The sequence below is a fragment of the uncultured Methanobrevibacter sp. genome (genome assembly GCF_902769175.1).
Classification (GTDB): domain Archaea; phylum Methanobacteriota; class Methanobacteria; order Methanobacteriales; family Methanobacteriaceae; genus Methanobrevibacter.
The window spans coordinates 47,901-74,543 of the sequence record NZ_CACXNW010000009.1; the positions used below are offsets into that span (position 1 = coordinate 47,901).

The following is a 26,643-nucleotide window of genomic DNA, read 5'->3' on the forward strand; positions in this document are numbered from 1 at the left end:
AAATTTCTTTAAAAATTTTATATTTAAATTCCTAAAATCCCTTATTTATTTGTATGGTGTATTATTTATTTAAATTCCGAAATTTAGTTAATTTTTACTTATTTTGCTATTTAAGGCTCAGAAAAATCATTTCATAATTTATATATATTATATTAAATAAATATATACTGTAATATGGACAATTTTTGATAATTTTCCATCGAATAAAAAATACATAACTAGGTTAAGGATAGGTTAAGGGATTAAAAAAAGTTATGGTTTTTTATTATTGTAATGATATGATTTATAGGTTTTTCAAAACAAGTGACATTATTGTTAATGAATAGAATAAGGATTGTTTGGGAGTCATTCTTTGTTTTAGGATATTAATTGTATTTTCATTTTTTTTAAGTCTATTGATTATTTTCATTTTATGATAAATGTTCTTATCTTTCTTTTTTTGCTTTTCTTATAATTAATCAGCTATTATTTTTTTCTTTTGGAACTTATTGAAAAGTTTGTATTGAATATTAAATTTATCATTTATAATATTGTAATTTCGGTGATTTGTTTAAATAATTGTCAAAGTCCAATATTTAATATTCATTCATTGCTAAATTTTTGGGAGTGATTTTGCTTTGAATACCTATTGAATATTTCACTGGCCTTTTGGGAGTCTGGTTAGTGAGGATTAAGAGCTTATTTAGAAATCAACAAATGAAGATTTTTAGAGGATAATAGATAATGATTAAGTTATAAAGAAGATATTATTACAAAATTTTAAAAAAAATTTACTATAAAAAATATGTATTTATATTTATTATATAATTAAGGATGTTGAAAATTAATAAGTCATATGGGCTTTAAAATGTATTAGCTGCAGGAAATTGCTTATTTCAAATTAATAGGTGGTTAATTGATATTTAGTCTTACAGAATATTTATTAGCTAACTGTTGATGGAAAAATAGGCTGTTTTTATAAGCTTGGTCAAAATATGATTTTAAAGAGTATATGATTTTTGTACAAAGTTTGTTGAATGATATTTTTCATAAATTATATGATTATCGCAAATTTAATTAAATAAATTTGATTCACCTTTATACTTCAAAAAAGGCTATTGCATTATTTGAATTTACTCTAAAAAGATTTTTATATTCAAAATAAGCTATTGCATTATTTAAATTTACTCAATAATGGAATATTCATATAATTTGGTTTGAAAAATATTTTAGTTGTTTGAATGAGTATAATTTGAATATCAAAAAATAATTATATGGTTGTTTTTGCATTATTCAAATTTAAATGATTGGTTCATGGAATAAACAGATTCTCTTATTCTCAAATCAATCAAAGGATAATTATTAAAAATAAATTATCTTAAAAGCAATCATATAATGGTTCGAATTATATGATTTAAATTATTATTAAAGGAGATAAATCAGATTATATGTTTGAATATTGTATTTAAGGGTTAAATTTAAATTAAAAACTTCATATGTTCTATTTTCTATGCAAAATATAAAAATGGAATTTTATTGAAATTATTGTAAGACTTGGCATATCTGAAAAATAGGACATTATGGTTTTTGTGTGTATAAAGGAAATAATAAATTAATCTATTAAAAAATTAGGTGTTTTAACTTAAAGAAATATGAAGGAAATTTATTAAATAAAAAATGAGAAAAGAATAATGAAATTCCATTAGCTCAAATGCTTAATTCTTTAATATTTCTAAATGTTTATTATTTGGTTGGACAAATTTTATTAATTAAATTTTTTATTAAGGAGGTAAATTTAATGAATAATAAGGCATTTATTATCATTGGATTGATCTTATGTCTTTTATTTACCATACCTATGGTTTCAGCTGCTGAGGTCAGTGCTGATTCCGATTTAATTGATAATTCAGTAATTGGATCAAATATCAATTCACAAGCTATTGCAACATCTGATGCAAATGGTTTAGAAAGCAATATTGATGACATTAATTCTAATATTGATTCAAACATTAATGCTCATGATAATGCAAACAATGGAGACATTATTGAAGGGCTTAATGATAACAATACCGAAATTGATATTGGTTCAAATAATGATGATGACAATGATAAGATTACTGATATCAATTTAGGTAATAAAAATTCTAATGATAAAAACATTTTAGGTGCAAATGCACTTACTGCTGTCGGTGATGGAAACACTTTCACCGATTTAGAATATTTAATTAATAAAGCTATCTCTGAAGGTGCTACCAGTTTCACATTGCCTCGTGATTTCACATTCACTTCAGGTGGTGATGATTCATTAATAAACGGTATCACAATCAATTCTCCTATAACTATAATTGGTGGTTCACATACTATTGATGGAAGCAACTTAGCTAGAATTTTCGTAATTAACTCAAACAATGTATACTTAAATGGAATTACCTTTAAAAATGCAAATGCAAGTTCTGAAGCTAGCTTTGGTGCAAATGGTGGAGCAGTCTATGTTCAGGCTGAAGGAACCATCACCAACCATGGAGGAATATCCAATTCCACTTTCATCAATTGTTATTCACTTAAGGATGGTGGAGCACTTTATGTTAGAGGAGACTATTTCACTTTAGACAATTCATCTTTCATCAATAACACCGCAGGTGATGATGGTGGTGCCATTGATTGGGCAGGTGATTACGGTAGAATCTACAATTTGACTGCAATCAATAACAGTGCAATCAGTTATGGTGACTCCAGTTCAAAAGGAGGTACCCTTATTGTAACAGGTTCAAATATAGCTATGGATAGAATCAATGTTACAGGAAGTCGTGCAAAAGGTGAAAGTGAAGGTCACGACGAAATCCAAGGTGGAGCAATATTCCTAACCGGTAACAACTGTAACATTACCAACTCTACATTTGTCAATTGTTCTGTAGAGTTTGACGGTGACTATGCTTCAGGTGGAGCATTATACATCCTTGGTAACAACACTAATGTAGTCAAATGTAATTTCACTGACAATTCTGCTACTGAAGATGGTGGTGCAATATTTATAGATGGTGAAAACTGTACCTTGAACCACACTGTTTTCATTAACAACACTGTCCATAATGATGGTGGTGCAATCGAATGGAATGGTGATAACGGTAGAATCTATAATTTAACAGCTATAGATAATTGTGCAGACAGTGAACATGGTAGTTCTAAAGGTGGTACTCTCCTTATAACTGGTGACAATGCAGTAATTGATAAGGCTAATATTTCAGGAAGTAAGGTTTCCGGTGAACATTATACCGGTGACAAAGCTCTTCAAGGTGGTGCTATCAGCTTATCAGGTAATAACTGTAACATAACTAATTCTGTATTCACCAATTGTTCCGTTGACTTTGATGGGGATGATGCTTCAGGTGGAGCATTATACATTTGGGGAAACTTTACAAATATAATCAACTGTAATTTCACCAACAACTCTGCTACTGAAGACTGTGGTGCAATTTTCATCGAAGGTCATGACTGTAGCTTAAACAACACTGTGTTCCTTAATAACATCGCTCATAATGACGGTGGTGCAATTGAATGGAATGGTAACAATGGTAAGATATATAATATGACTGCAGACAACAATTCAGCTGACAGTGCTCATGGTAGCTCTAAAGGTGGTACCCTCGTTGTTACAGGTTCAAATATGATTATGGATGGTCTTAAAATCACCAACAGTTATGTTGATGGAGACTCCTCTGCAAGGAATGTTCAAGGTGGAGCAATATTCTTAACCGGTAATAACACCAATATTACAAATTCAGTATTTGAAGATTGTCATATAGATTATAGCGGTGAAAATGCTTCTGGTGGAGCATTATACATTTTAGGTAACAACTCAAAAGTCGAAAACTGTAATTTCACTGGAAATGTAGCTCACAAGGATGGTGGAGCAATATATGTCAGCGGTTCTGATGTAGCTGTAATCGATTCAAATTTCATTGAAAACTTTGCTTCTGAATCGGGTGGAGCAATTTTCCTCATAGACAACAAGAACTCACAAATCAATGGTTCAACCTTTAAAACCAATGTTGCATTATTGAATGGTGGAGCCATTAACTTCTATGCCGGTGCTGAAGACGGTCTTGTATCCAGCTGTGAATTTATAGACAACAGCGTTTGGGGTGCTGGTGGATCTGTCTACTGGGAAGGTACCCGTGGTATTGTAGAATACTCTAACTTTACAGGAAGCAGAGCATTAGGTGCAGTATCTGATCCAAATACTGGTAGAGGAGGATCTGTCATTTGGCTAGGAGACAGAGGTACCATTCGTGAATGTGTCTTCAATGATTCCCAATCCACTAAAGAAGGTTCTGCACTTTACATTTTAGGTGAAAATGATAATGTATATTACTCTAACTTTACCCATTGTTCTTCCAATACCAGCGGTACTGTATATATCCGTGGTGGATACGCTACTATTGGAAACTGTTATATGAACAATAATACTGTTAAGGAAAATGGTGGAGGAATATATGTTTTAGGTAATTTCATTAATCTTTATGATACTTCAATTAACAATTCTAAAGCAAATAAAAATGGTTCCGGTTTATACATCTTAGGTAACAGGACTCAAGTAAGCAATACCAACCTTACAAATTCTGATGCTGCAAGTTATGGTGGTTTTTATATTGCAGGTTTTAGAACTGTAATCGATGGAGCTCGCCTTGAAAACAACACTGCTACTAATGGATCAGGTATATATGTTTCTGGTGACCAAACTGAAATAAAAAGGACATTTTTCATCAACAATACAGCAAATCAATCTGGTGGAGGATTATTCTACGAAGGTCGTGGAATTACATTAAGTGATTCAGTCTTTGATAAAAACACTGCTAAAACTCAAAAAGGAGGATCAATTTACTTTAATGGTAAACAGGGAGATTCAATTCTTAGATGTAACTTCACTAATGGCTGGGCAAATACTAATGCTGGTGGTATTGCTTGGACTGCCAATGGTGTAGGTGGATTAATCAAGGACTGTTACTTTGAAAATATGTCAAGTGGTCAGCATGGTGCATGTATCCACTGGGAGAAAAATCAAAATGGTACTATAGACAATTGTACTTTTGTAAATTCCATTGCAAGAACCACTAAGAATGGTGGTGCTGTTTATATGGGTACAAATCCAAGTTCTAACTTTGCAGTCAATCCAGTGATTTCAAATTGTCTTATAATTAATTGTACTCAAGGTAATAGGGGAGCCATTAACCTTCTTGGTATTAACTTAACTGTAGTAAACAATACATTCATTAATATCACTGGTGTTGGTGGTGACACTGATGGTTTCCGTGCATTGGAAATTGAAAATGGTCTTGGTGCATTGATACTTAACAACACATTCATTAACTGTAGCGGTAATCGTCAAGGAAGTGGTGTAAGAGTGCTTGCAGGTGAAAATATCACTGTAGCAAACAATACATTTATTGATTGCCACAGTACCAATGCTGGTGGAGGTATTTATTCTGGTGCTAAAGGATTCCAAATCTTTGAAAACAACACATTTATCAATAACTCCGGTCAAAAGGATGGTGGTGCTGCAGCATTCGCTAATTTAGTCACTTCATTTAAAAACAATACATTTATTAACAATAGCATTGTTGTCCAGAGTTCCAGTGGTGGAGCAGTTGCTGTAGTTGCCAACACTGTCATTGACAACTCTACATTCATCAATAACACTGCTTTAAATAATGGTGGTGCTGTTTACTCATCTGGTGCTTTAACTGTTAACAATTCCTATTTCGAAAATAACCATGCTGATAATAATGGTGGTGCTATCCGGGTTTATAGTGGTAATTTAAGGATAAGCAATTCAAGCTTCTTCAATAACACTGCTAAAGTAGGTGGAGCTGTATCCCGTGTAGGTAATGTATATGTTAATGGCTCATCTGTATTCATGTATAATAAGGCAGAAACCGGTTCTGCTATCAGTGCAAGCAATGTCTATCTCACTGATGTATCTTTACTTCAAAATCAGGCATTATTCAATCAATGGTCTAATCAAAGGGATTCACGTATAGGAAATCATGCTTCCATAAATGCTACATTTGTAGGTAATGATAATCTATTGAATGCAATTAATACAACTTCAGCCATATTAAGCAATGTGACATATTGTGGTGTAGATGGTGGCGGATTATATGAAGAGACAACAACCAATACTAATAGCGTAACTGCTGCCAAATCCACAAATGAAATTCATCAAATAATCATATTGGAAATCTATGACACTGAAAATAATTTGGTTGATACCTTAACCACATTCACTGATGCCAATGGTAAATTCAACTTTGAGGTGGATTTAGCTAATGATGCCAATGAGTATGCATATAAGATAATCCATCCAGAAGACAATTATTACACTGGTGCTGAGTACACTATAGGAAGAGCATTATCTGAACTTATCATTATACCTCAAAACATTACTCATCCTGAAGATGAAAACATAAGTTTTGAAGTAACTGGAGTTGCAGGTCAAAATCCTATTGGAAATATAACTGTATTCATCAATGACACATTTGGCAATATAATATATAATGATACAATATTTATTAATGAAAGTTCACAAGCAATCTTAACTCTTCCAAGATTGAATGCAACTGAATATTACATTTATGCAAAGTATAATGGTGATGAGATTTACTTGCCTGATAATGAAACTTCCATATTCCATGTAAATATGGCTGAATCATTTATTGTCATAGAGGTACAGAATTACACTTACAATGAAACTGGAAACATTACAATCACAGTTCCATATATTGAGTCAGGCAGAATATCTGTTATTGTAAGAAATGATGAAGGATACACACAATCCTACACTGTTTATGTTGATGAAGGAACTGAAGAAATTAAAATTGAACTTCCTATATTGGATGCTGGAAATTATACTGTTGATGCATTGTTCTATGGAAACAACAATTACTTCCCAAGTGACAATACCACTAATTTCACAGTATTCAAGGCAGTTTCAATTATTGATGTAAGCGCAAATAATGTAAGTGGTGGTGAAAGGTCTATAGTTGATATTCATGTTGATCCTAAAGTTGCAACTCAAAATGTAAATGTGACTGTTACTGATGCTAATGGAAATGTTGTTGCTGAATATGAAGATCTTGGATTGCTTGATTCTAAAACTTCAATCACTTTACCAGTTCTTCCAAAAGGCAGGTGCAATGTCACTGTTCATTATGGTGGAGACAAAAACCATAATGAGTCTGACAATGATACAATTTTCTATGTCACTAATGACTTATTCCCAATTGACATTGAAGCAATTGATTTAACATATGGTGAAAATGAAACCGTTAACATTACAGTTCCAAAAGATGCAAACTCTGAAAAGTTATGGGTTGAAGTAAAATGGATTGAAAATGATGAATCTGTTATTGGAAACAATACCATTGCTAACTTAGGATATTCCATTGATGAAAACGGCATAGTCCATATTGACACTTCCACTTTAGAAACCTTCTTCAATGTCGGAAATTACAGCATCAATGTGTATTATGAAGGTGATGATGACTTCTTAAGCAACAGCAGCATTTTTGGTTTTGAAGTGTTTAAGGCTGATGTTGAAATGATGGTTATTCCACAGAACATTAGTTATGGGGAAATTGAAAACATTACCGTTGAGATTCCAAAATTGAACGAAATTGGTCAAAATGATGCACTTGACCTATATGTAAATAGCACAAATAATGAAAGTATTAGAATTTTCATTGAAGACTATGACATTGGTACTGATGGCAAGGCAATTTGGAACTTAGATAATGTGATTTTACCTGCTGGTGAATATATAGTTGAAGCGGTTTATGCAGGTTCCAATAATTACAAGCCAACAAACAGAACTGAAAGGTTCACAGTATCTAAAGTGGCTACTTGGATTGAAATTGAAGTCAATAATATTTTTGTTGGTGAAGATGAAGTAATAAATGTCACTGTTCATCCAAATGGTGAAGGTGGAGTGACCTGCAATATTACATTATATGTCAGAGATAAGGAAGTAACCCTTCAATTAAATGAAAACGGACAAGCCAGTTACACTCTTGCTGATGAAGTAGAAAGCACTGACATATCTGTAATTGCAATATACAATGGAGACAATAACTTTAATGAATCCAAAAACTCCACTACTTATAATGTAACTAAACAGAACACAACTACAACTGTTGATGCCTTAAGTCCAATCAAATATGGAACTCTTGAAGATCTTAACATAACCGTTAATTTCACTGATGCTACAGGCACTATAACCTTATACATTAACAGCACTGCAGATGGATTTAATAATATTACAAAGGTATTCACTCTTGCTGAAACTGATGAAGGTAAAGTCAACTGGGATATCAATGGTTTAGTATTGCCTGTTGGCACTTATGATGTAACTGCTGTTTACTCTGGAAATGATAAGTATAACAACAGCACTTCTCAAATCACATTAATCGTTGTAGAACAAAATGAGGAATATGAAATCACTGTAGAAGCTAATGACACTCTCTATGGTGATGATGAGATTATTATTGTAACTGTTCCAGAAGATGCAGAAGGCACTGTAACCATCAGCATTGATGGAAATGAAATTGAAACTAAGGAAGTCTCTGGAGGTAAGGCAATCTTTAATATTACTGGCCTTGAAGTCCATAATGACTATAATGTAACTGCAATCTATAATGGAGATTCCAATTATAAGGCTGGAAACACTGGAGATGACTTATTCAATGTAACTAAAGCACCTTCACATATTGAAGTAATTGCTGAGGATATTGATTACAGGCAAACTGAAAACATCACAGTCAGCTTAGCTGATGTCAATGCTAGCGGTAAAATTGTCATAAGCATTATTAATAAAACAAGTGGCGAAACAATTAAGACTCAAGATATTGATGAATTTGTCACTACTGAAGGAATTGTTTACTCCTTTGAAGGATTAGAAGCAGGCAATTACACTGTAAAAGTGGAATTCACTGATGACCATAACTATGAGAATAGTGAAGATGCATATGACTTTGAAGTCAGAAAGTCTGTTCCTGAAATCAGTGAAGACAGCCCTGATATCACATATGGAAATGATGAAACAATTACTGTAACTGTTCCAACAGATGCTTCAGGAACCATTGATGTATTAGTTGATGGTGTATCCATTGGTGTAAAAACAATAGGCACTGATGACTTGACATTTACAATTTCCAAACCTCTTGCAGATTCTAAGCATAATATAACTCTTATCTATAGTGGAGACAGCAATTATGACCCTGTAACTATTATAGGTGAATTTGCTGTTGATAAGCTTGTCCCAAGCATTGAGATAGAGGTTAATACTATATTTGTTGGTGATGATGAAGTCATAAACATTACTGTAATAGGATTAGATGGTCTTGAAATACCAACTGGAAATCTAAGCATATTAGTCAAATCATTAAATGAAACTAAAGTCCTTAATGGCGGTCAAGCAAGCTTAAGCCTTGAAAATGAAGTGGAAGGAACTGACATTTCTGTAGTTGTCTTCTATAATGGAGATAGCAATTATAATGCTACAATGGCTTCTGCAGCTTATAATGTAACTAAGAAAAACACTACAACAATTGTCACTGGCCAAACTCCAATCACTTATGGTTCTATAGAAAACCTTACAATAACCATAAATGAAACTGATGTTACAGGCACTCTTACTTTATATGTTTATGATGATTTTGGTGATGTAAACATTATTAAAGTATTTGAAATTGGAGACAGCAATGTTATCGAATGGAATATTGATGGAGAAATCTTCGATGTCTATTCATACAATGTCACTGCAGTTTACTCTGGAGATGACAAACATATTGGCAGTACTGGAACTTTCCAATTTGCTGTAGAGCCATTTGGAGATTTCGAATTAAGTATTAGTGCTCCAGGTGGAGAATACTTGAATGTTGCAGATGTGGTAGTAACAGTATCTCCTGCAATACCTGGTTGGATTCATTTAATCATCAATGATTCAATGATTGTATATGACTCTAAAATGTTGCAATACGGAAGAGTAAGATTTAATGTTAGCAATTTTGAAGTAGGTACTTATAATATCACTGCCGATTATTTCTATGGTGTAGACTATGTAAGCAAGGATATATCTATAGTATTTGAAGTAACTAAAATTGATTCTCACATTAAGGCTATTCCAGAAGATATAGATTATACTCAAGTGGAAAATATCAATGTAAGCCTTCCAGACTATAATGCAAGTGGAAAACTAATCATTACAATTACCAATAAATCAGACAGCACACAGATTATCAGAACTTTGGAAATCGATGAGTTTAATGCAACTGAAGGAATCGTCTACTCCTTTGAAGGATTGCTTCCAGGCAATTACACTGTAAAAGCTGAATACATCAATGACCACAACTATAAGGACAGCGAATACACTGCTGACTTTGAAGTTCGCAAAGGAGACCCAACTTTAACTGAAAACAGTCCTGACATAACTTATGGTGAAGATGAGAATATCACTGTCAGCATCACTGGTGTTGAAGGTGGATTAAGTCCTACTGGAACCATTGAAGTAATTGTTGACGGTGTAATTGTTGACACCATTACAATTGGTGATGATTTAGAATACATTGTAATCAAACCTTTAGCTGATCCTAAGCATAATGTGACTGTTGTCTACAGTGGAGACAGCAATTATAATCCTCTAACCATCACAGGTGAATTTGAAGTGACTAAGGCTTCCAATGAAATTACAGTAGTGCCAACCAACATTAGCTATGGCCAAATTGAAAACATTACTGTAACTGTACCTGATGGAGCTACTGGAACTGTAAGTATTACTGTAGGCACTTACACTGACACTAAGGAAATCACTGATGGAATCAGTGAAATTATCTTCAACATACCTAAAGAAACTGGAGATGACCTGTTAAATGCAAATGAAAACTACATTGTCTTTGCAAACTACTCTGGTGACAGCAATTATGAATCTGTAGTTGCAAATGCTCCATTCCATGTAGACCCAGCAAACACTACAGTGAATATTGAAGCTAACAATATTCCTTATGGAAATGATGAAATCATCAATATAACTGTCACTGGCATTGAAGGAGCTGCAATTCCTGCCGGATTTGTAACAATCACAATTAACGGCACTGATATAGAATTGACTAAACGCTTAGACTCTGAAGGAAAAGCAAGCTTCAATATAAGTGGATTGGTGGTTGGCGAGTACAATGTAACAGCTAAATATGAGTCTAGCACTCAAAACTATAATGACAGCAATAGCAATGCATTATTCAATGTAACTAAAGCTGATGTGAAAGAGGAAAACAGAAACATCAGTGCAATCAATATCACCTATGGTGATGATGAGACCATAACTGTAGTCTTGAATGAAACAAACATCACTGGAAATGTGACCATCACTATTGGTGATTACACAGACACAAAGCCATTGGACAATGGCAAAGCAGTCTTTACAATAGCTCATTTAGAGGCAAATGATTACACTGTAGTTGCTAACTACTCTGGTGATTCCAATTATAACCCAATATCTATTGAAGATGGATTGACTACAGGATTTAAGGTAGATAAGGCTAATGTAACTGTAGAAGTTGATCCTATAGATATCATTTACAAAGAAACTGAGAAAATCAATGTAACTGTTACTGGTGTTTTAATTGATGGCGAAGCAAGTGATGTTGTTGCAAAATACAACTTAAGCGGTAAGGTAACCATTTACATTGATGGAGTTGAAAATCAAACAAAAGACATTTCTGAGATTGATGAAAACGGTATTTTACACTTTGATGTTGAAGGATTAGCTGTAGGCAAACATAATGTAACAGCTGTTTATCATGATGATAGAAACTACAATGACAATAGTGATGCAAAAGACTTTAATGTAGATAATGCCCTTCCGGAAAACATGCAGGTTAATGTTCAAAATATCACTTATCACATTGAAAGCGAAAACATTGAAATTGATCTTGGTGAAGTTCTTAATGGAAACCTTGTTGTCTACTTGAATAATACTGAAATCTACAATGCTGAAGTGATTGATAAGGATAAAATCACTTTAAGCCCAATTGAAAACTTAGAAGTGGCTAATTACACAGTTAGAGCAGTATTCACTGCAAATGATGATAGTGTAGATGCAAATGCAACCTTTGAAGTCAAACAAGCTCCAACTGTAGTTAGTGTAGAGCCTATTAACATCACTTATGGTGAAATTGAAAACATCACTGTATTTGTTGACAACACAATAGCAGATAAGTTTAACCTAACTGGCAGTGTAACTATTTATATCAATGGCAGAGAAGTGGAAACCAAAGCTATTGGCTCTGATGGAAAAGCAGTATTCAATGTTGAAGGCTTGTCTGCTGCTGATGATTATCTAGTTGAAGCAAGATACCATAGTGATAGGAATTACTTAAATAGCACTGGAAATAGTGGATTTAATGTGATTAAAGCAGATGTTGCTGACTTTAATGAAACATCAGACAATAATATCACTGCAGTAAACATCACTTATGGTGAAGATGAAACAATCACACTTGAATTCAGTGAAAACAACATCACAGGTAAAGTGACAATCACTATAAATGGTGAGGAAATTGAAACCAAAGATTTGGAAAATGGCAAAGTTTCATTTACTGTCAAAGACTTGGAGGTAAATGATTATGCTGTTGTAGCAAATTATAGTGGAGATTCTAATTATAATCCTAAAGAAGGAATTACAACCAGCTTCACAGTATCTAAAGCTAATTCAACTGTTACAGTAGTTCCTGCTCCAACTGTTGTCTATGGCAATAATGAAACAATCACTGTCACTGTTCCAATCAGAAACCACACAGGTACAATTACCCTTACAATCAATGGCACTGACTATGAATTCATCAAGCATTTAACTGCAGAAGATGGAGACACAATTGTATTGACTAATGTAAGCGGACTTGCTGTTGGAACCTACAATGTCACTGTAAAATACACTGATGACAGAAACTATAACGACAGTGAAGCTTCTGCATTATTCGAAGTGATTAAGGCTGCTCCAAGCCAAATAACTGTTGAAGCTCAAAATATAACATACACTGAAGATGAAATAATTGTAGTCACTGTTGGAGATGCAAATGCCACTGGCAGTGTAAGCATAACCATTGGCGATTACACAGATACTGTTGAATTGGATGAAAATGGACAGGCAAAATTCAATGTCACTGGTCTTGTTGTAGGCCATTACACAGTTGAAGCCAACTACTCTGGAGATGCAAATTACACAAGCCAAAGTGCTTCAGCTCCATTTAGAGTTGATAAGGTAGCATCAAATGTCACTGTTGATGCAGAAGACATCATCTATGGTGAAATAGAGTATGCAAACATTACCATACCTAATTATAATGCAACTGGTAGGGTAATAATTAAAGTTGATGGAAAATTATATGATGTCTTGCCAATAGACAGTAACACTCCAGTAAAACTTGAATTAGAAGGTTTAGATGTAGGAACTCACACTATTGATGTAGAATACTTCGATGATGTTAACTACAATAATTCCATAGCACATATTGAGTTTAATGTAACTAAAGCTACCATTCCAGTTGGTCCTGAAAATGAATCCTCATTGATAGTTGTTCCAAGCAATATCACTTATCTTGACAATGAAACCATTGTGGTAAGTGTTGGAGTAAACAATGCAACTGGAAGAGTGACTATAACCCTTAAGGATAAGGATGGAAATGTGGTTGTTCTTGATGATTCTGTAGTTGTAAGCAAGAACATTACCGAAGAAGGCTCACAATCTGTAACATTCACTGTTCCAGGACTTGCTGTAGGAGATTACACTGTAGAAGTGAAATATGATTCTGATGCAAATTATGAAGATGCTGAGACCAGCGCTCCATTTCTAGTAAATCCTGCAAATTCAACTGTAACAGTTGAACCAGTCAATATAACTTATCTTGATGATGAAACAATCACTGTAACTGTACCTATTGCCAATGCAAGCGGTACTGTAGTTGTAAAACTAAATGGAACTGTAGTGGATGAAAGAACTGTCAGTGGAGACAATCCGTCATATGCTATAAGCATTGAAGGATTAGCTGTTGGAGAGTATAATGTAACTGTTGAATACAGCAATGATCCTAATTACAATGACAGTGAAGCATCTGCCTTGTTCCATGTTGATAAGGCTAATATTCCTGATGTTCCTGATACTGAAGGACTTGTTGTTATTCCAACAAACATAACTTATCTTGATGATGAGACTATAACAGTTACTTTGGATGTTCCTAATGCAACCGGTAAGGTTACCATTAAGATTAATGGCACAGATGTGGAATTAAGCAAAAACATCACTGAAGAAGGTAGTCAAACTGTTACATTCACTGTTCCAGGCCTTGTTGTTGGAGATTATAATGTAACTGTTGAATACACTGATGATGCAAATTACAATGATTATGATGCAAGTGCAATCTTTACAGTTAGTCCAGCTGCATCAAGTGTAGATGAGGTTCCAGTTGACATAACTTATGGTGATGATGAGACCATTACTGTTACTGTTCCTGTTGAAAATGCTACAGGAAAAGTTACAATAAGCATTAATGGCACTGATATTGAATTAAGCAAAAATATTACAGAAGAGGGATCTAACACAGTCACTTTCACTGTTCCAGGCCTTGTTGTCGGCGATTATAATGTAACTGCCAAGTATAGTGATGATGCTAATTACAATGATAGTGAGAATAGTGCATTATTCACAGTTTCCAAGGCTAATGTTACTGATATGACTGTAGTTCCTACAAATATCACTTATCTTGATGATGAGACAATAGTTGTTACAGTTGATGCAAATAATGCTACTGGTAAAGTTACCATTACAATCAATGGCACTGATGTTGAGTTGACTGAGTCTGTTGATGGTGATGGCAAGGCTACCTTCACTGTTCCTGGCCTTGTTGTTGGCGAGTATAATGTAACTGCCAACTATCATGATGATCCTAATTACAATGATAGTGAAGCATCTGCCTTATTCCATGTAGATAAGGCTAATATTACAGACATTAATGTAACTCCAACCAATATCACTTATGGTGATAATGAAACCATTACAGTTTCTATTGGAGACAATAACGCTACCGGAAGCATAACCATTAAAGTAAATGGAACTGAATACGGTCCACAAGAACTTAAAGATGGTTCAACAACATTTAATGTTCCTGGCCTTCTTGCTGGGGATTATGAAGTTGAAGTTTCCTATAGCGGTGATGACAATTACAATGCTACCTCTGCAAATGCCGAATTCACTGTAGATAAGGCTAAGCCAACTGTTTATGCAATCGGCACTAATATCACCTATGGTGATGATGAGCAAATTACAGCTATTGTTGATGGCAAGAACGTTACTGGTACTGTAACTGTCTTCATTGATGGAGAAGAGGCGGACGTGCTGTATTGAATGTTCCTGGTTTATCTGCAGGAAATCATACTGTTAAAGTGATTTACAACGGTGATGACAACCATAATGTAAGTGAAGCTGAAGATAACTTCACTGTAAGCCAAGATAAACCTTCTATGGATATTAACGTCACTGACATTGATTATCACGATACAGAAAATATTGAGATTGCTCTTCCTGAAGATGCTACAGGTACTGTGAATGTAACTGTAACAGGTGATAATGGCATTACCAAGACATTTAATGATGTTCCTGTTGGTGAAGACGGTACTGTAAGAATCCCTGTTGAAGACTTGCCTGCTGGTGATTATGATGTAACTGTAGATTACTCCGGTGATGATAACTATAGTCCAACTACCGGATCAGGTTCATTCACTGTTGATAAGATTGACTCTATCCTTGATGTAGATACTGAAGACATTAGCTATGGAGATGATGAAACTATAGAAATCACTCTTCCTGAAGATGCTACAAGTACTGTTAATGTTACTGTAACCGGCGATAACGGTGTAAGCGAAACATTCATTGATGTTCCTGTTGGTGAGGATGGAACTGTAAGCATTCCATTGGAAAACTTGCCTGCTGGCAATTATGAAGTAAATGTGGCTTATAGTGGTGATAATAATTACAATGCTGAAAATGCATCCAGCACATTTAATGTGGATAAGGCTAAGCCTAATGCTTATGCTGTTGGCACTAATATCACCTATGGTGATGATGAGCAAATTACAGCTATTGTTGATGGCAAGAACGTTACTGGTACTGTAACTGTCTTCATTGATGGAGAAGAGACTGTTGAATTAACTCAAACTGATACTGGTGGACGTGCTGTGTTGAATGTCCCTGGCTTATCTGCTGGAAATCACACTGTAAAAGTGGTATACAGCGGTGATGACAACCATATTGGCAGTGAAGCTGAAGATAATTTCACAGTATCTAAAGCAAAACCGGCTATGGAAATCAATACCTCTAACATTGATTATGGTGAAACTGAGAAAATTGAAATAGGAATTACTGGTGTTGAAGGAGGGGTCACTCCTACAGGCACTGTTAATGTTACTGTTGTTGGTGATAATGGCGTTACCAAGACATTTAATGATGTTCCTGTTGGCGAAGACGGCACAGTAAGCATCCCTATAGAAGACCTGCCAGTTGGCACTTATGATGTTACTGTAAAATACTCTGGAGATGAGAATTACACTGATGCTGAAGGAACCAGTCAATTCTCAGTTGGAAAAATCGTCCCTGATGTTGATGTAGATACTGCAGATATTGATTATCATGACACTGAAACTATAAATGTCACTCTTCCAGAAGATGCTACAGGTACTGTTAATGTTACTGTTGTTGGTGATAATGGCGTTTCCAAGACATTTAATGATGTTCCTGTTGGTGAGGATGGAACTGTAAGCATTCCTGTTGATGATCTTCCTGCTGGAAATTATGATGTAACAGTCAAATACTCTGGTGATAAGAATTATGTTCCTGCTACAGGAACAGGTTCATTCACTGTTAATAAGATTGATCCTACTGTTGATGTAGATGCAAGGGATATTGATTATCATGACACTGAAACTATTGAAGTAACTGTTCCAGATGATGCTACCGGTACAGTAAATATTACTGTAACAGATAATGATGGAAATAACAGAACATTCACTGATGTGCCTATTAATGAGGGCAAAGCTTCAGTTGATGTGAATGACTTGCCTGCCGGTGATTATGACGTTACTGTAGATTACTCTGGTGATGCTAACTATGATCCAGCAACTGGAACAAGCAGTTTCACAGTTGGAAAAATAGACACTCCAGTGGAATTAGAGACTCAAAATGTCACTTATGGTGATGATGAGACAATTACTGTCTCTGTTCCGGAAGATGCTACAGGCAATGTAACAATAACTGTTAAGGATAAGGATGGCAATGTAGTTAAGAATGTGACTGTTCCTATTAGCGATGGCACTGCTGAACTTGTCATTTCTGATTTGGATGCAGATAATTACACAGTTCATGTTGATTACTCTGGAGACAATAACTATATGCCAAATAGCACTGATGGTAAATTTGAAGTGGCTAAAGCCAATGCAACAGTTGAGATTCATGTTTATGACATTATCTATGGAGATATTGAAGAGCTTACCGTAACCTGTAATGCTCCAGGTACTGTAACCATCTATGTAAATGGTGAAGAGGTTACATTGCCTCTTGAAAACGGATATGCTCATATTGTATTTGCAAGCGGACTTAACGCTTACTCCGGCAATGCTCAATGGGATTTAGAAAACTTGGCTGTTGGAACATATCCTGCTAGCGTACATTATAACGGTGATAAGAATCACAATGAAGCTGATGACGATGATGTATTCCATGTAATTCCTGCTAACACCACAACCAATGTATCTGTTGAGGATATTAAAGTTGGAGAGGATGCAGTGATTGATGTGGAAGTCACTCATGATAGAGGAACTGAAAAGATCAATGCAAATATAACCGTTACTGTTGATGGCAAGGAATACACTGTTGAGCTTATTGATGGAAAAGGCAAATTGATTGTTCCTGGCTTGAAAGCAGGAGAACATACAGTTGAAGCAGTATATCCTGGAAGCCATAATTACACAAACAGTTCAGACAGTACTACATTCAATGTAATTAAGCATAATTCATCTACAAAGGTCACTCCTAAAGACATTAAAGTTGGAGATGATGAGAAGATAACTGTCACTGTTCCTAAGGATGCTACCGGAACTGTAACCATTGATGTTGGAGGCAAGAAGTACACTGCTCCTGTAAAAGATGGTAAGGCTGTATTCACTGTTCCTGGCTTGAAAGCAGGCAATTACACTGTAAAAGCCAAATACAGTGGTGACGATAAGTACTTGCCAAGTGAATCAACTGGAAAATTCACTGTATCTAAGGTAAAGCCAGATGTAAATGTTATTGCACCTACAATCAAGGAAGGACAAGATGGAAAAGTAACAGTTACTGTTCCTAAAGATGCAACAGGAAATGTCACTGTAGAAATTGATGGCAAGAAGTACACTGCTCCTGTAAAAGATGGTAAAGCTGTATTTACAATCCCTGGATTGAAAGCAGGCAAACATCATATTAAGGTTCATTATAGTGGTGACGATAAGTATGAATCTGCTGATGTTGATGGCGGAGATCTTGATGTAATTGGTGAAAACCAAACCAGCCCATCTAAACAGAAAGCTCATGCAAATGGAAATGGCATTGATTTAGAAAGCAAAGCCACTGGTAATCCAATTGCAATCCTATTGATGGTCTTTGCATTATTAGGTTTCATACCATTAAAAAGAAAATATGATGAAGATGAAGATGAGGATGATTCCTAATCTTCTTATTTTTTTTTTAAAATTTTTTTTTTAAAATCTTATTTTATTTTTTTAATATTCTTAGTTTATTTTTTCATTATTCTATTTTATTTTTTTAAAATTCTTATTTCTATATTTTTATTCTATTTTTAATGTTTTTCACTAATTTTTTCATTTTTATTTTCATTTTATCAACATAATTGGTTTCATAATTTTTATAATTTATTTCAATCATTTTTAATAAAATATTTTTTTCCAATATTCCCTTTTAGAAATTTTTAATTTTTTTAGAAATAAATTTTTATAAATATATTTTGATTGAAAAAACCAATCAAAATATCATAGTTTTTATCATGAATTTTTAACAAAAAATTCATATTGGAATTATTAAAATATTGATTAATATTTTTAATACTTATTATATTTTAACCTATTTTAATTTACTATTTATTTAATATAATTAACTTACAATAGCAATTGTATTTTTATAATATTTCTCATCTACATAGCATAGTATTTTTTTATAAGTTTCATATAATTTTCATATAATTTTCACATATTTTATATTATTTTAATATAAGAATTTTCATATAATTTTCACATAATTTTCACATATTTTATATTATTTTTCATATAGTCTTTTATGATTTTCATTAAATTTTTTAAATTTTCATATGTGTTTATTTGCTTTTCTTATAATTTTTTTATTTCAGTTTTAATCTTAATTGCAGTTAAAATGGCAGATTTTATAAAAAGTTTATTTAATATAAATAATATAAACTAAATTAATTAATAAAAATAGATTAATAATTTTTGGTGTTAAAATGTCAAGTTTAATTTCAATTCCTACAATGCCCCTTGTTGTAATTGCATTAATTTGTGGGATAGTTTCATTTATCAGTACTCGTTTAGTTATGCCTTGGCTTATTCGAAAGCTTGAGCAGGCTGAAATTATAGGAAAGGATATTCACAAATCTTCTCGCCCTATTGTAGCCGAAATGGGTGGTATGGGAATTATATTTGGATTTTTTATAGGTATTTTTGTTGGAACCATACTTTTCCCAACATTAACATTCCAGCTAACCGTTGTTCTTCTTGTAGTTCTTCTTGTTGGAATGATTGGTATGGTAGATGACTTAATTATTCTCTCATCTAAAGAAAAATTATTCCTGCTTTTCCTTGCAGGTATTCCATTATGGTGGTTTGCACCTCCTAATGTTGGCCTCTTATATATGATCTTAATTCCAATAGCAGTTTCCATCTGTTCCAATTTAACCAATATGCTTGCAGGTTTAAATGGTATTGAATCAGGTCTTGGAGTTATTTCCATGACTTCCCTTACAATTGCATGTATTATTCTTGGTAAATACGATGTAGTTATTATAATCATGAGCATGTTAGGAACATTGATTGCTTTCCTATATTATAATAAGTGCCCTGCAAAGGTTTTTCCAGGAGATACAGGTACCCTTATCATAGGAGCAACCATTGCAGCTATTGCATTTATCGGTAGGGTTAAATTGATTGCATTTATTGTTCTTCTTCCTAATATCATTGATGCTGCACTTAAGTTTTATAGTGCAGGTGTTATGGAAAGACAACAGCACAAGCCTACTCAACTTAATGAGGATGGAAAATTAGTAAGGCCTGAACAAGGATTTAAATCCTTAATCAGATTTGTTTTAAGAAAGCCTGTTGATGAAAAAACCGCTGTAAGGATGATTTGGGGAATAGGCATCATATTTGGAATACTTGGAATAATTGTTGCATTGCTTATGCCATCTGTAACCCATAACCAAACATTTGCCCAATTCATACATTTAAAGGATTATTTCTATTATTTAGGCTAAATTTTTTTCTTTTAATCTTTTTTTACTTTTTTTACTATTTTTTACTATTTTTAAGTATTTTATACTATTTTTAACTATTTTTAACTATTTTTAAATATTTTTAACTATTTTTTTCAGCTATTTTGTAATCTTTTTTTTAATTCTTTCAAAGATTTTTAGTTTTTATTTTATTTTTAAACTTAGGTAATTTAGAAGTATCTGTCATTTATTATAAAAAATTAAACATTGAAAATATTTTGGTCAATATTTTTAAACCGAAGGCTCAAAAAGATTGTTTAAATCCAATCTACATTTGCAGTTGTAAAACTATATTTGTTTGAAAAGGCAGGATTAAAGAGTTTATTTGTAATATTTTCAGTTTTAAATGAATTGGTTATGCTTTTTCTAACATTATAATTAATTCTGTCTCCTATTGATTCCTTTTCTTCCTTTGTTTTTATATTTGGAGATGAAGCATAAACCTTTAATTGGATTCTAGTTCGATTGAAACTGTCTTTTCCTTTCATTGACTCAGTAATTTTAATGATCTTGATGTTTTTTGTTTTCATTAGAGATTGTTTTTTATAATCACTTGAATAATTGTCATAGGATTGCTTTGGATAAATTGCCAATCCGCTTGAAGATATTCCTTCATATGCTCCATTTCTTGCTGAAGCCATTGCTATGCTCAATTCACTGCTGTCTATTATTGCATTGGCTAATATTACTGTTGCAATTAGTGTAAAACTGATTAATAATATCAATTCTACTGTCATTTGTCCTTTATTGTCTATTTTCATAATATCCCTTTTCAATTTCATTTATCCATATTTTGTTTATTTGGAAGTTTTCAGCTATTCTCATTCTATCTGCCTTATTTCAATTGGGCTTTGATTAATTGTATGGGTTTTATTATCGTTTATCAATGTTTTTTTAATTAGGTATGATCTTCCATTGAATAATTGCACATTTTCTATGGTTTTATTATTTGCATCTACAATCTTTATTGGATTTATATTGGATTTTCCTTTTTTGCCGTTAAATTCAATAATCAATTCATTGCTTTTTACAAGAATCGAGTAATAATTTCCATTGATTGATTCAGGCATTTGAATCTGTTTATTGAATCCATTTTCTTTTGAATTCACTTCATTAATTGAATTTGAGATATGGCCTAATAAAAATCTTCCTTGGCTATCCTCATCAATTTCTAGATTTGAATTAATATTTTGGTTTATCATTGGAAAAATTATAATAAGCAATAAAATTATAATTAATGTGCAAAATAAAAGTTCAATGTTTATTATTCCTTTTGAATCCATAGATATTCTTTTTATTTTAATAGTATTTAATTATTTGGTAATATTTAAAGTAAATTTCTTCGTTTAATTGTTATTTCTTAATTTAAATATAATTTAACAGTTTTTTTATAATTTTATTAAGTCATAATTATTTAATTATCATTTAACTATTTTTTATCTTTAAAAATTCTTGATAACCAATTATAAAAAATTATTTAAAGTATTGAATTATACTATTATATAATAAGATTCAATGAATGAATCTGTTTTAATTCATTTTGTTTTAATTTTTTTAAAAAGAGTTTAGAGGAATACGATGGCTTTAGTTTCATATATAAATCCCTTATCAGAGGAAGGACGAAATATTGTTAGGGGATTAGGAGGTCTTGAGGAAATATTCAACCATAATGATGCCTTAATGGATATTGTTATTCATACAAATCGCCAGACTATTTCCAATCAAGAGGTTGTTCCTGATACTCTTGTTGATTTGGCCATTAACAGAATTAAATGGTATATTGAACGTAAGAATAATAAGGAGTTCAATCCAAATGATTATAACTACTTTTTCAATGAGAGAATTGTTGAATTTGATACTATAGCCTATCATATATTGGCTCAAGCTATTGCAAGCAAATTTAGGCCAGGCTCTCGTGAGGTTAAGCTTTTTGTTGAATCTCAAGGATTGATGATTGAAGACAGATTAATTAAGATGCAACTCAGTGAGAAAAAGGAGATTGTAGATGAAATATTGAATGATTTTCTTATTCAAGATGGCATTGAATGGTCATTCCTAAAAGACTTGGTAGCCACTAAAAAGCTATCATTAACTGATTTGGTATTGCAGAATGGTGAAATAGTATTGGATAAGGAAGAGTTTGTCTACTCATTCGGCGATAAGTTTAGTGGCAGGGTTCCAGAAAGAGTTTATGACATCTTAATCGGAGACAATTTAAGAGAGCTTATCTTAACTAAACTGCTGATGCAAAAGACTGAAGATTACATTAAATCCATTCAGGATAAGTTGGCTATTGTAGAAATGCATCCTTCCATTGTGGAATTAGGTGAAATGCTTGATGAAGCTATTGATGAAACATTATCTGAGTATAGCACATATTATGCAAGTGGTGGTTCCTATGGAAATATGGAAATTGGAAAGCTTATTAGGGAAGCATTTCCTCCATGCATAGCAAATACTGTTGCAGGTGTTTCATCTGGTGGTAGGAATGATGCTATTGTGCTATTATTAACATCTTTTGTATCTTATGCAAGACTATATCCAGGTATTTTTGGCTCAGATAGGACTGTAAAGGTTTCAGATATTGACACTAATTTAAACATAACCTTAAATGAGATTTTGCCTCTTATTTTTGAGGCTGCAGACAATTGTACTCCTCCTCTATTTGAAGATCAGCCTCAAGAAAAGATAAACATCATTTCAAAACTTGGATTCGGTATGCATGAAGAGGTAAGTCTTGAAAATGAGGGAGAAACCAAATGGTACACTCCTATGAGTTGTGAAAAGATAAAAATGCATTTGCCTCAACTTTGTAAGGAAAATAAGGATTGTGCAAAAATCAATAATCCATTAAGCTATTATTCAAGGAAAAAATGGATAATGAGTAAGAATGGTGAGTTAAATAATGATTCTATAGAAGAATCCTCTTCCAATCAATAAGTTCTTTAGTCTTTAAATTTTTTATTTTTATACTTTTTTTTATCTTTTTTTTGATTTTTTTAGAATTATTATTATAATAATTTTTATTTAAATCATTTTTTAACTTATGATTCAGATTCAGTAGGTATAATCATCCTCATCATAGTATTTTAAGATTATGGCATGTTCAAAGTCCTGATAGTTGTTGAAATGATATTCTTCATAGCTATCAATTAAAATTTTTATTTGCCTTTCCTTTTTGTCAATTGATTCTATTTCACAGAATTCTTCCAATAGTTTAGGGTCATAATCGTCGTAATGCTCATCTTCCTCTTCTTTTTTTAATTTGAAATTAAGAAATTTTTCATATTCCTCTTCATCTAATAGTTCTTCCTCATCAAATAGGTCCTCTTCAGATTCAATTCTATAAAGTTCAATGTGCTCATCATCATGTCTGATTTCAATCAATTCATTATATTTTAAACTGATTCCTTGAACTTTTCCTGTCTTTAAGTCAATGACTGTTTTTCCAGTTGATTCGTAGGGGCTCCAATTATCTAATGCAGGCTCTATGATTTCCCTTATTGTCAAGCTCTCAATCAGTCTTCTAAGTTCTTCTTCACTTAGCATCTTTTACCCTCTTTTTTATTTTTAATTTTGCTGTTTTTTTGATTATAATAAGTTTTAAGTATTACATAAATCATAAATATTTTTACTTATATTATTATAATACTATTTATTTAAACTTATAAAAAACTTTATTATCAAATAATTTTTTAAAAAATTCTTTTGCATTGCATATTTTTGGTGATTTTATGTTTGGTCCATCAAGCATTAAGGAAAGGCGGAGATATTACAGGGAGGAATGGTCTCCAAAGGACATACCTGACTTTATCTCAGATGGAATCACTAAAAGGGAATTTGGTTTTGATCATTTCGGTCAAGGACCTAATGATAGGTATAAGGTTTTTTTCGGTACAGACCCACTTAAGAAATTCTTGAGAACCAAGACTCCATTTGCAGCATATATTTCTGTAGCATTTTATGCAAATCCTAGAAAGCGTGGAGGATGGGAAAAGGCAGAATTCATTTTTGATATTGATGCAAAGGACTTGCCTATACGCTCCTGCAACTGTGATGGTGTTTGTGAAATATGCCTTGGAGAAGCTCTTGAAAGAGTGAATATGATGTTGGATACATTAAAAGGGGATTTAGGCCTTAAGAATATTCATTTGATTTATTCAGGTAGGGGATTCCATATTCGAATATTGGATCCTATAATGATGGAGGCAAACAGCGACTTAAGAGGTGAGGTATTGAAGTATGTAGCTGGTGCTGATGTTCCAAAGTCACAATATCCAAATATGGTTCCTGGGGGAAAGCCTTATAATTTTGAGCACTTTTCCATTCCAATAGCTTATCCTGCTGTCTTTACAGAAAAGGTAAAGTATAACATTCTTCATTTGAAGGGGGATGAAAAGCTGGATGGAATCAATGATCGTCTCCTAAAGGATTTGATAAAGCATAGGGATTACCTTTATGAAGATGATTGGGGTTCATTTAAACAGAATATCGGTCCAAGAAGATATAAGGATTTGGTTAATGCAATGGCAAGAGTTAATTTAGCCACTTTAGATGCAAAGGTAACTATAGATTTAAAGAGAATATTAAGGCTTCCAAGCTCTCTTCACTCAAAAGTGAGCATGAAATGTGTGGAAGTTAAAAATCCTGAAACTTTTGATCCTTTTAAATATGCTGTACCTAAGTTCGTTTATGAAAGAAAAGATGAAGAAGTTGCTGATGAGTAATTTTTTTTTTTTTTTTTTTTTTTTTTTTTTTTTTTTTTTTTTTTTTTTATATTCAAGAAATGATAAAACTATTTTTTAAAGAAATATTTAAATATTCATATCAGTATAACTATTATTAATAAAAATATATTCTAAAATTTGTTAAGGAGGTAAAATATGGATAAGAAAGTTATTATCGGTTTACTTATAGCATTACTTGCTATTATTTTAGTTGGTTTTGTTGCTTTGCATTTCGTTCCTACAAATGGTATTGCTAATGATGTACAAGGAAATGCTACAGAAAATACTTCTTTAAATGTTTCACAAAGCACTGTAGAAACACAAATAAATAATACCATTAATGAGACTGTTTCAAATGTGACTGCTTTAAATGAGACTCTTGCTAATGTCACTGCTAATGCTACTGCAGATATGAATGGATCCAATCCTGCTGTTGCAGATACTGGGGATGTTTTACATAAGCAATCTATAATCATTACAGGTAATCAAACTGGTCAATATCAAGGAATGGAACCAGGAACTTATATCATTTATTACACAGAAAACGATGGTGTTATAAAAATTGAAAAGATAGCTTAAATTTATTAATTTGGCTATTTTATTTATTTTTTTTAGAAATTTATTTTATAATTTTATTTTTATTTTAATACTTTTTTTAATTTAATAATTTTCTTTATTTTATTTTAATACTTTTTTTTTTTATTTTAGAAAATTTTCTTTATTTTATTTTAATACTTTTTTTTTTTATTTTAGAAAATTTTATTTCATGGCTATTTTTAACTTTTTTTATTCTTTCGTATTTTTAATTAGATTTTTTTCATTCAATAATTCCGTATTTTATTAAGAGATTTATTGTAATATTTTTCAAGATGCTATTTTTATAATGTAATATTTATTTATAATTATTAATTTTTTATTTTACTAAATAATTTAAATTATTTTTACTATTAATTAATATATAATCATTATTTTATTAATAATTCTATTATTTATTATTTTTACTTATATTTAATTAATGTGATTTATTTTTAATATTTTTTATTTTTAAATTTACTATTATTTGTAATAAATCATATAGAAAACTTTATATATAATTATTACTAAACTATAAAATAAGTCTTAAATGAAAATTTAAAACTTGGTTACATATGTACAATGGGTGATGTAAAGGGATGAATTGTAATTGAATAGCATATTAGCTATCGGAAAACTTTTGTTGTAATGATGTTTTAACATTATTACATCAAAAGCCCTTTTAAATTTTATTAATTATTTTATTTATTTTTTTA

9 protein-coding genes are annotated in these 26,643 nt (G+C 32.2%); 6 read left to right on the top strand and 3 right to left on the bottom strand.

Features of this window, described 5'->3' with window-relative positions; genetic code table 11:
• Positions 1-1,777: 1,777 nt before the first annotated feature.
• The 3 genes from QZV12_RS04395 (at position 1,778) to QZV12_RS04405 (ending at position 20,609) form a co-directional block, all read left to right on the top strand.
• Positions 1,778-15,427, top strand: a complete 13,650-nt coding sequence (locus QZV12_RS04395; protein ID WP_295617798.1) for an Ig-like domain repeat protein — start codon at positions 1,778-1,780, stop codon at positions 15,425-15,427.
• Positions 15,424-18,780 carry an Ig-like domain-containing protein gene (locus tag QZV12_RS04400; protein WP_295617801.1) on the top strand — a complete coding sequence of 1,119 codons (3,357 nt, stop codon included), beginning with the start codon at positions 15,424-15,426 and terminating at the stop codon, positions 18,778-18,780. Before QZV12_RS04395 ends, QZV12_RS04400 begins: the two co-directional genes overlap by 4 nt.
• A gap of 803 nt (positions 18,781-19,583) precedes the next feature.
• A complete protein-coding gene (locus tag QZV12_RS04405) occupies positions 19,584-20,609 on the top strand; it encodes a multidrug transporter (protein WP_295617805.1) in 1,026 nt (341 codons plus the stop codon).
• Between the two features lie 275 nt (positions 20,610-20,884).
• On the opposite strand, the gene QZV12_RS04410 is transcribed toward QZV12_RS04405, so the two are convergent.
• Positions 20,885-21,388: a hypothetical protein gene (locus QZV12_RS04410; RefSeq protein WP_295617808.1), complete on the bottom strand. Its 504-nt coding sequence runs from the start codon at positions 21,386-21,388 to the stop codon at positions 20,885-20,887.
• Positions 21,389-21,448: 60 nt separating this feature from the next.
• Positions 21,449-21,829, bottom strand: coding sequence for a hypothetical protein (locus tag QZV12_RS04415; RefSeq protein WP_295617811.1), 381 nt, complete (start codon positions 21,827-21,829; stop codon positions 21,449-21,451).
• Positions 21,830-22,205: 376 nt separating this feature from the next.
• Here QZV12_RS04415 and priL point away from each other — a divergent pair, with 376 nt between their 5' ends.
• Positions 22,206-23,567 (top strand): DNA primase large subunit PriL, encoded by a 1,362-nt coding sequence (priL, locus tag QZV12_RS04420; RefSeq protein ID WP_295617814.1) that lies wholly within the window; start codon positions 22,206-22,208, stop codon positions 23,565-23,567.
• 117 nt (positions 23,568-23,684) lie between these two features.
• Here the strand turns inward: priL and QZV12_RS04425 are convergent, their stop codons facing one another.
• On the bottom strand, positions 23,685-24,176 hold the full coding sequence (locus QZV12_RS04425) for a hypothetical protein (RefSeq protein ID WP_295617817.1): 492 nt from the start codon (positions 24,174-24,176) through the stop codon (positions 23,685-23,687).
• 185 nt (positions 24,177-24,361) lie between these two features.
• Between QZV12_RS04425 and priS the strand changes: the two genes are divergently transcribed.
• Both priS and QZV12_RS04435 read left to right on the top strand, forming a co-directional pair.
• Complete coding sequence (gene priS, locus QZV12_RS04430; RefSeq protein WP_295617820.1) at positions 24,362-25,354, top strand: DNA primase catalytic subunit PriS; 993 nt, start codon at positions 24,362-24,364, stop codon at positions 25,352-25,354.
• A 156-nt stretch (positions 25,355-25,510) separates the two neighbouring features.
• Entirely contained in the window at positions 25,511-25,933 is a 423-nt protein-coding gene (locus tag QZV12_RS04435) for a hypothetical protein (protein WP_295617823.1), read from the top strand.
• The last annotated feature ends 710 nt before the right edge of the window (positions 25,934-26,643 follow it).